General features: G+C 64.0%; 7 protein-coding genes. All 7 read right to left on the bottom strand.

Annotated elements, in window-relative coordinates:
- Nucleotides 1–707, bottom strand: a 707-nt coding sequence (locus tag RMN95_RS15440) for an aconitase family protein (RefSeq protein WP_309617796.1), incomplete at its 3' end; no start/stop codon positions are given.
- Between the two features lie 174 nt (nucleotides 708–881).
- On the bottom strand, nucleotides 882–2,240 hold the full coding sequence (locus RMN95_RS15435) for a DUF1501 domain-containing protein (RefSeq protein ID WP_309617795.1): 1,359 nt from the start codon (nucleotides 2,238–2,240) through the stop codon (nucleotides 882–884).
- A gap of 32 nt (nucleotides 2,241–2,272) precedes the next feature.
- Complete coding sequence (locus tag RMN95_RS15430; protein WP_309617794.1) at nucleotides 2,273–4,141, bottom strand: DUF1800 domain-containing protein; 1,869 nt, start codon at nucleotides 4,139–4,141, stop codon at nucleotides 2,273–2,275.
- A 233-nt stretch (nucleotides 4,142–4,374) separates the two neighbouring features.
- Entirely contained in the window at nucleotides 4,375–4,959 is a 585-nt protein-coding gene (locus tag RMN95_RS15425) for an FHA domain-containing protein (protein WP_309617793.1), read from the bottom strand.
- 820 nt (nucleotides 4,960–5,779) lie between these two features.
- On the bottom strand, nucleotides 5,780–6,106 hold the full coding sequence (locus tag RMN95_RS15420) for a hypothetical protein (RefSeq protein WP_309617792.1): 327 nt from the start codon (nucleotides 6,104–6,106) through the stop codon (nucleotides 5,780–5,782).
- 222 nt (nucleotides 6,107–6,328) lie between these two features.
- Entirely contained in the window at nucleotides 6,329–6,952 is a 624-nt protein-coding gene (locus tag RMN95_RS15415; RefSeq protein ID WP_309617791.1) for a hypothetical protein, read from the bottom strand.
- Nucleotides 6,949–7,932, bottom strand: a 984-nt coding sequence (locus tag RMN95_RS15410; RefSeq protein WP_309617790.1) for a hypothetical protein, incomplete at its 5' end; no start/stop codon positions are given. The genes RMN95_RS15410 and RMN95_RS15415, both read right to left, overlap by 4 nt.

Raw genomic sequence — 7,932 nt, 5'->3', positions numbered from 1 at the left:
TTGCAGATCGTCATGCGGCCCTCCATCGAGAGAGACCGGATGGCGCTGCCGCGGAATTCGAGCACATAACCCTGCCCGCCGCCCGTGCCGATCTGCGCAATGATCGCCAGGATGATGTCTTTGGCCGTGACGCCGGGGCGGAGGGTGCCCTCGACGGTGATGGCCATGGTCTTGAACGCCGTCAGGGGCAGAGTCTGGGTGGCGAGGACATGCTCGACCTCGGAGGTGCCGATGCCGAATGCCATCGCCCCGAACGCTCCATGGGTGGAGGTGTGACTATCGCCACAGACCACGGTGATGCCGGGCATCGTCAGGCCGAGTTGCGGGCCGACGACGTGCACGATGCCCTGCTCTATGTCACCGAGGGAGTGTAATCGCACTCCGAATTCGGCCGCGTTATTGCGCAGGGTCTGGATCTGCGTGCGACTCGTCAGATCGGCAATCGGCTTGTCGATCGCGAGGGTGGGGGTGTTGTGATCCTCGGTCGCGATGGTCAGATCGAGCCTGCGCACAGGGCGACCGGCCTGGCGCAGCCCATCGAACGCCTGCGGGCTGGTCACCTCGTGCACCAGGTGCAGGTCGATGTAGATGAGGTCGGGGGTGCCGTCTTCACCCTTGACGACGAGGTGATCTTCCCAGACCTTCTCGGCCAGGGTTCGAGGCCCGCTGTCGGTTGCAGCCCCGTGTGTCGTGGTGGTGTCGGTCATGATGCTGTCCTTCGTCGAGAGAGTGTCCAGCCATCGTGAGCACTGGTCGACAGCGCTACTCCGCGACGAGGGAGGCAGGTGGCTAGGCCCCGTCGCGGCGACGAAGAAGGAGTCGAGTGAAACGCACAGTGCGAGGATATCACCCAGGCTGGCAGCGTCGACGTGACACCGTGGCTATGCCATCACCCCCAGCGGTGCCACCTTCCAGTCAGGAAAGATGACCGAGGCGTCAGCGTCAGACAGGTTGAGCCGTTTCATCACCACCTCGCCGAGGAGGTTGCGGTAGTCGTTGCTGCCGGGAACGTCGCCCTGGTCGAGGAACTCACCGGCGAGGCCGTTCCAGTTACCGTGAACTCCGCCGCGAACACCGCCGCCGAGAACAAGGGCGAGGCCACCGTGACCGTGGTCGGTTCCGGCGCTGTCGTTCTGTTCGACGCGTCGACCGAACTCGCTCATGACGATGACCGTCGTCGTGTCTGCCTTCGCGCCGAGGTCAGCGAAGAACGCCGCGAGTGAGCCTCCGAGGCTGGTCAGCATGTCTTTCATGTCGCCGGCGTCCGGGGTTCCGAGCTGGGTGTGCATGTCCCATCCGCCAAGGTCGACGGTGCCCACGCGCAGACCCACGTTGGCACGAATGAGGGTCGAGAGGGTGCCCAGGTCGTGCGCGAACCGGTTGTCGGGATATCCGCGGGTGGTCGATGCAGTTTCGGCGGCGGACAGGGTCCGCGCCTCACTCGATGCGGCCAGCGCCAGGGTGGTCTGCTCTGCCACCGGATGATCGAGGCCCGTATAGAGGCCCGCGAGCGCCGTTCTCGTGGCATCCAGCATCGAATCATCGACACTGATGTCGAACTCGCCAAGATCGGGAACGACAACGGAGTTCGTGCCCCCCGAGAGCGACCGGTTGAGCCGGTAGCCGGCGCCAACGCCACGCCAGGTGGTGCCGGGGCCGCTCAGTTCGAGCGCCCGGTCGAGCCACCCCGTCTGCGATGCGGATGACCCCGCGCCCCCGCGCTCGAGGCAATCCTGCGCCTGGAAATGGCTGCGTGAGAGGTCCGGTGTGGCGATCGCGGGCACGGCGGCGATGCGGCCCTGGGCGAGCATGGGCTTCAGGGCGGCGAGCGCCGGGTGCAGGCCGAATCCACGCTCGAAGGCAATCAGTCCCGAGTTCTCGCGCACGGCGATGCCGGGTCGTGCGACGAGGAGTTCGGGGTCTGAGGCGGGAACCAACACCGAAAGACCGTCCATGCCGCCACGGAGAAATACGACGACCAGCGCGCCCGTATCGACCGATCCCGGGGCGGCATAGGAGACCTGCGTTGTCACGAGTTGGGAAGCGAACGCGGCCACTCCGGCCATCAGGCCGCCCTGCAGCATGCGCCTGCGGGTGAAACCCCCTGCCCAGAGATCGCGCCTCGCCTGTTGCTCAGCCGCCGCAATATCGCTGTGGGCGCGAATCGCGGCGTCAACCTCGGTGGGGCCAAGTCGACGCCAGTCAGGGCAGTCCGGGTGGAGGAATGTCGGGTCATTCATCGGGTTCAGGCTCCTTCGCTGGCTCTCAGCCACTAGCGCAGTTGGAAATGGGGAGAATCGAGAATGAGTGCGGCCAGTTGCGGCGCCTGCCAGCTGTCCCCACTATCGGCTTCGGCGCCGCCATCGACGCCGAGGTACGAGGTCAGCACCGCGTTGTGTTCGGGCGTGAGTGGCCGGCCGATCACCCTGACGGCAATAATGTCGACCCACTGGGCGTAGGTCTGACCAGCCACCGGCACCAGTTCCTTGCTGAGCTTTTGAGGTGGAGTGAGGCCCTTCCACCATCCATCGGCGAGCCCCCGATGAAGATTCCACCGCGAGACCATCTGGCTGGCTGACTTCCACGCCGCCGTGACGTCGGGATATCCGTTCGGCGGAATCCACGACAGCGGAGCCTGGCCCATCGACTGGACGGCCCAGTACAGGTCTTTAACTCCCGCAGCAAGATCGTTGCTGGCAATCACACCGATCGCACGAGCGGAGCCGACGGCATCCTCCAGCGGGCGGCGCCACTTTGCCTTCGGTGCCGCCCAGAACTCGGTACTCGAAAACAAAACCCTCAGCACCGGCACGATCTGGGTATCATTTTCCAGATAGGTGGCAGCGAGCCGGTCGATGATCGATTGCGGTGGGCTGTCTGAAACGAACCTCACCGCAAGTTTCCGGGCGACGGTGACAGCGGTAGCGGGATGCTTGGCCAGGCTATCGACGAAAGCATCACCGACGGCAAGACCCCCGCCACCGGTGGCGTTGGGGTGACTGAACCAGGCGGTGCTGACCGGGCCGGTGAAATGGTTCGACTCGTCGTAGTAGAACAGGCTGGTCTCCCAGTCGATGCCCCGGCCAGAGAGGATATTCGCGCTGTTGCGCACATCGGTCTCGGTGTAGCCAGACGCCACCCCCAGGGTGTGCAGCTCGAGAAGTTCTCGACCGAGATTCTCGTTGACATCGGTCTTCGTAGACTCGTTGTTGTTGAGATATGTCAGCATGGCCGGATGTCTCATGGCCGCGTGCAGCATGTCGGCGTACCGCCCGAATGCGTGAGCCCTGATAACGGTGCGCGCGTAATCCGGTCCCGACGCCCACACCGAGTCGGAGGGGGTAGTGACGTTCAGCAGGTTGGTGAACACGTCGGCCACCACTTCGAACAGCTGTCGCTCGCTGAAGACCTGCGCCGCGAGGGTGGCCTGCCCGGTCTGCTCGGCGGCATCCCATTCGAATTCCTTGACCGCACCGCGCACCTCGGTGATGTTTAGCCGCGCGAGCGGGAACGCCGACCACGCCCTGTCTCCGTCCGGATCTGCCAGCGCGGCAGGGTCAAGCTGGGCGGAGAGCCAGGCGTCGATGCCCTGGGCTGCAAGTGCCGCATAGTCAGAAACCCGAGGCCCGAAGGTCGCCCGCGACAGCAGATGGGTGTGAGTTTCAAGCGAATCTGCGGTGCCGGTGGCGACCGTCACCGCCGCTGCCGCGGCGGGCCCTGTGGCCTGCCGGCCCATCGCGCCGGGCTGCTGCCGAGTAGATGCCACGAAGCTGGCGTCGCGATCCACGGCGGGGTTGGCGGCGGCAGGGCTCTGCGACACAGTGCGTCGGCGCTCAGCATCGGCGAGCGAAGCCTTCTTCGGGGCGGACCCGCTGCGAGTCCCAGGGGCCGGTCGAGAACCGCCGGGAGTCGAGGACGGCGCCTGGTTCGCTGACGTCGCCGCACCGGCCACGACCGCGGCTGTCGCGCCCGCGGCGAGGAGGGCGATGCCCGCCCGCAGGGCACTGCGGCGCGCCATCGGGCCGCCAGAGCCGGCCGCGGCGCGCTCGCTCCGCCCGGGTCGTGTGGGCGGCGCAGTGACTGATGCCGAGTCAATAGCTGATGAGTCTGTGAACGCAGAGTCTGTGAACGCAGAGTTCATGATCGCTGAATCTTCGGGCGAATCCACGGGCAGATCCCTTCGCGGGTGGTGATCGGCAGCATCGGATCACACAAAACTTCTCATGATCTTCCGCAGTTACGGTCGATCAACCTACCCGCCCAGGTTGTTCGCAAGCGCTTCCACCATAAGCGAGGTGCCCCCCACGATGTCCAGTGTTTCGAACAATTTGGTTCAAAATTAGTCGCACTTGAGTGAATTTCGGAACTGGAGCGTTACCCGCACTCAACCTGGATTACCAGGTCGCCGAGCTGAAGATCAGCGCCCGCGGGCACCACAGCGCGCGTGCCCGGCAGCACTTCACGTGCATCCTCACCTGCCGGGACGACCCAGACGCCGTTGGTCGAATCGAGATCGCTGACCCAGAGCACCCCGCCGTCCAGCTCGAGCAGCGCGTGTGTTTTCGAGACCGATTTCGCCGCGTCATCCACGGCAAAAACGCTGGCCTGTGGATGACCGGCAGTGGCGATCGGGCTGCGGCCAAGGTAGAGCGGCCCCCCAACGGCAACGCTCTCTCGCCCGTCGATCACGAGTCGCCAGCCTGGAGCGGAGTGGCGCGAGACGCGGATGCTGGTCGCGTCATCAACGGCGGGCGCGGGAATCTCGACGACCGTGTCTTCGGCCGCCGGAGCAGGTGCAATCGAGGGCGTCCCGGGAACCACCGGGAAGAAGACGATCTCGTCACGTCCGGCGCGCGGGCGTTCGGGACGATCGCGCTTGATAGTGCCCGAAGTGGAATCGACCGGCGCCGTCATGCCCGGTGGCAGGCCAATGAAACCCTCGTCATCCGTGTCGCTCACACTGGCCCCCGTCACATTCACCGACCCGGACATGCTAGCCGATGGGACACGATCGGGCTCCGGTCGTGATGAAGACAGTTATGCCCGAATCAGTTCTTCGCTGGAGTTCCCGTGCGGTTAGGGTTCGGAACATCAAACTTGACGACGTCACCCTCCGTTATGGTCACAGGAAGCATCGGAGCCGGATCGAAAACACCCACCGGCGCACCCGTCGCATCACACTCATCCGAGGAACTTTACTCATCAGACAAAATAAGGCGGCCGTCGCCTGAGGATTCCACCGTCATTGCTAGCAGCCACCCCTTGCTGAGGTCATAGGTGGGCTCATGCTCCGCCGTGAGGTACCACTCGTCCGAGGCATCACACACCACCACCACAGCAGAGTTCCCATCAGCCGACGGCGTGACCGATACTGGCAACCAGATCGACGGGCCCGGCTGAACAAGAGGATCCCTCTTGTTTGTTACATACGAGCCGTACCAGTCGTTATAAACCCCCTCGCGAGCCTGTCAGTTTGAGTGTTGACGTATGACGGCTGTGAGAAGTTGCGCGAAATGCGAGCCAACTGAAGCCCAAGGTCGGTAGCACGAACCGCGACAACGTTGGGTTCTGTTTCAAGAGCCGATGTGCCCTCACTCTGCCAACGGATACTCGGAACCACCGGCACCTCAGGGGAGGGTGTGCACCCGGCGAGAGTAAGCGTGCCCACCACCAGCACGGCGATCAACACAGTCCGTCTCATCACGCCCGCCCACCATTCGCGTCGCGGCTATCAAGATAACGGCCGATATGCTCTTCGTCACACACGGAATCAACTGCGTCAACCCATACTCAACGGGCGCCGCACATCCGCCTTCGTCAACAAATTCGGACCGGTCAAGACCACCGACACCGGAAGCATTGCCGGAGGGCCCGGGTAGATCGAGGACGGCTCCCCAGTGTCCACACGAAAGCTTTTCCAGCTACGAAATTCCTCTCGGGCGAGGACTTCGGTGCGCGTGGAGGTGAACTGGCTGATGGTGAAGTCCGCATTATTCGAGGCCAGCACCACTTCCAGATCCGCCGCACGCGCAGCGATCACCCACTCGTCCGCCTCCAACGGCGAGCCGGAAACCGTATCGCCCACAATCATCGGCGTAGCAATCACCGTCGGCCCCTTCGGAGCCGGAGCCCGCCACTGCGTGCACCCCGCCAGCAAATCTGCCCCAGCCGAAACCGAAACGGAAACCAAAATGGCGGGATACCTCATCCCACTCCCTCATCTGCTTCACCCTTACCAGCGCTGTGCGCCGACTCATAAGAATGCTGATACCAGTCATTCGGATTAAAGCTCTCCTGCACCACCACAGAACCGAGCAGACTAACAACGTCAATCCAGGCTCAGCGGGGCTCGCACATCTGCCTTCGTCAACACACCCAACTCCGTCGGCACCGGATCAAACCGCCCCACCGGCGCCCCCGACGCATCACATACCGTGAACGATATCGAGCTACTGGAAAACAGGATCGTCGAGCCATCCCGCGCCATGTAGAAGGCCCTCGGGCGGCCGTCGGTCAGAGCTGGCGCACCCTCAATCCAATAGTCTGAACCATCACAAAACGTGACCGTCGCCGAATCGGGACCATCCGACACCACAGACACCACCTGCATCACCGACGGGCCCGGGTAAACGAACGCCGCCTCCCCCGTATCCGCATGTGAACCCCGCCAGTCGTAAAACCGACCTGCGGTGGCGTTCTCGCTATGGGTGGAGGTGAACTGACTGATGCTGAAATCCGCGTTGTTGGACGCCAGCACATAACCCAGGTCGGCCGCACGCGCAGCGATCACCCACTCATCAACCTCCAGGGGCGAATCGGACACCGTAGCGCCCACGATCGTCGGCGTCGCAATCATCGTCGGCCCCTCCACCACAGGAACCCGCGACGGGGTGCACCCAGCCAACACCACCGCCGCCACCACAGCCACACCCAGCACTACCGACCGCTTCATCCCAGTCCCCCATCATCTGCCTCACCCTTACCCGCGCTATACGCCGGCTCATACAGACCCTGATACCAGTCATTCGGGTCATAGTGCTGCTGCACCACGGCAGAATTCAAGAACCCCACCGCCCACACTCCCGGGTGACCGGATGCATCAAAGGGTGGATAGCCCCCGACATGGTCAGGCCCCAACGCCCCGTACAGCAGGACCGCATTATCGAAGCGGGCGCGATCCTCCATCACCATGGCATCATCACCGGATCGGGCGAGTTCGGCATCGAACTGGAACTGACCGGACAGGTAACTCTCCGCCCACGTGCTCGCCGCCCAGCCCGCCGCAACCCCGGCACCCTGCTCCACCATGGCACCACCCGGTACCGGCAACAGCCCCAGTAACGTCTCGAGGCCATCACTCAGCGCCTCGATGCGCGCCCGTACATCAATATCGTTGCGTTCCGCCGCACCTAACCGCGCACCCACACCACCCCCATCCATCAACCCCGACAGCACACTCGCGCGGCCGATCGCCTCATCGATCAGCTGCGACGAACCATTGACGCCGATCGCCGCAAAATAGTTGGTCGACACCGAGTCGGCCGCCGCCCGAAGAGTGATCGCGCCATCCACCCTTCCAGCGACCTGCCCCACTACCTCAGCCAGAACCGCCAACGAGACGTTCGGCCCGAACCTGAGCTCGCTTCCACCCAGCTGTTCGAAGGGAAAGGAAGCATCGTCAGGTTCCGCAATCAGACCGTCGACGCCCGTGCCGCGCGCGCCGAATGCGTCCAGGTGCAATCCAATAGCACCACCCAGGTCGGCGGCGGCCGCATCCGTCAGCGATTCGACCGCGAAGACCGGGTTCTCCGCCAAAGCCTTCAGCACCGCCGTGGTCATGGCAGCCTCACGCATCCCCATACCGCCTACGGTGGAGTCATACGACGCGGCCGAAGACGGGCCACCCTCGACCTGCGCGGCCCCAAACCATAG

It is taken from the genome of Salinibacterium sp. (assembly GCF_031364185.1).
GTDB lineage: Bacteria > Actinomycetota > Actinomycetes > Actinomycetales > Microbacteriaceae > Rhodoglobus.
This window is presented reverse-complemented; position numbering and strand designations above follow the sequence as displayed.

Coding starts and splice junctions, on each gene's coding strand:
- RMN95_RS15430 (WP_309617794.1), bottom strand. CDS start 4,141: ATGAACTCTGCGTTCACAGACTCTGCGTTCACAGACTCATCAGCTATT.
- RMN95_RS15435 (WP_309617795.1), bottom strand. CDS start 2,240: ATGAATGACCCGACATTCCTCCACCCGGACTGCCCTGACTGGCGTCGA.
- RMN95_RS15415 (WP_309617791.1), bottom strand. CDS start 6,952: ATGAAGCGGTCGGTAGTGCTGGGTGTGGCTGTGGTGGCGGCGGTGGTG.